Raw genomic sequence first — 1260 nt, 5'->3', positions numbered from 1 at the left:
TTTTTTTAATTTGACCATACTCTTGACCTTTGTCTAAGTATTCGGTGACTAACTTAGACGCACCGTAGAGCATACGGTGAAAATAATCGTGTTGAGGGTTGTTTTGTACTTCAATCAGGATCAGCTCGCCATCAGTGGTTTCAGCGAGAATATCAACTCGGTTGGTTTTATCATCGAGTGTTTCTTGATTAGCTTCGCTTTCGAGAAGGGTTTTGATGGTAATATCAAAATGCAACAACTCGCTTAAAAACCCTTCCAAAACACCAAAGTTAGCTTTATTACGCAGCAGTTTTTTGATTGCCCAATCAAAGCGAATATGTGTGTCTGGCATTGTCTTGTTATCTTAAGGAAGAAAGAGTGAATGGTGAATGGTGAATGAAGAATGTAGAATGTAGAATGTAGAATTATCAATTCTGAATTCTACATTCTACATTCTAAATTGATTCAATCTCTTGCCGAGAAAGTTGGGTGATGTTCATAATAGTTTCCACATCTAAACCTTGTTCCCGGCAGGAACGGGCGATCGCTATTTTTTCTTCTTTTTTACCTTGTTGGATACCTTCTTGTTTCCCTTGTTGGATACCTTTTTCAATACCTCTGATTTCTGCTTGTTCCACTTGCCATTTAGTCTCAAGCTCTTGGGTACTCAGCATACTGGCTTCGTCACGCTTGTTGTTGAGATAACGCTCGTAAGCGGCTCGTTCTTGTTCTGATAAATTATTAACTCGTAGCGCCTCCTTAGCTTCGGCTATGCCTTTGGCCGAAAATTCCGCTTTGATGTCGCTGTTTTTCAGAAAATAAATCCATTCATCTAAGGGGTTTTTCGCTAAATCCTTAAAATTCCTTACTTTCAGCAGGTAGTATTCTGGGAAGATATCTGCGACTTTATTGATATGAAATTTAAACTCCTGAGTTTTTGTCGGTTGTAGGATATCTCCGAGATTAGCTCCAACGAACTCTCCCCGATAGGAATAAATATAGTCATCTCCCATGCCCAGGTTAAAGTAGACTATATTGATTGAGTAGACTTTTTTAATTTGACCGTACTCTTGACCTTTATCTAAGTATTCGGTGACTAACTTAGACGCACCGTAGAGCATACGGTGAAAATAATCGTGTTGAGGGTTGTTTTGTACTTCAATCAGGACGAGCTCGCCATCAGTGGTTTCAGCGAGAATATCAACCCGGTTGGTTTTACCATCAAAACCCTTCTCGAAAGCGAAGCTAATCAAGAGACCCTCGATGATAAAAGCAACCGGG

Annotated in this window: 2 protein-coding genes; both read right to left on the bottom strand. The window is 39.8% G+C overall.

Annotated features, from left to right (window positions below; all coding sequences use genetic code 11):
- Nucleotides 1-331, bottom strand: a 331-nt coding sequence (locus tag F6K37_RS43100) for an Rpn family recombination-promoting nuclease/putative transposase (RefSeq protein WP_287257303.1), incomplete at its 3' end; no start/stop codon positions are given.
- Nucleotides 332-434: 103 nt separating this feature from the next.
- Nucleotides 435-1260, bottom strand: an 826-nt coding sequence (locus F6K37_RS43095; protein ID WP_287257302.1) for an Rpn family recombination-promoting nuclease/putative transposase, incomplete at its 5' end; no start/stop codon positions are given.

Source organism: Moorena sp. SIO4E2, assembly GCF_010671945.1.
In the GTDB taxonomy this organism is placed as follows: domain Bacteria; phylum Cyanobacteriota; class Cyanobacteriia; order Cyanobacteriales; family Coleofasciculaceae; genus Moorena; species Moorena producens.
This window is presented reverse-complemented; position numbering and strand designations above follow the sequence as displayed.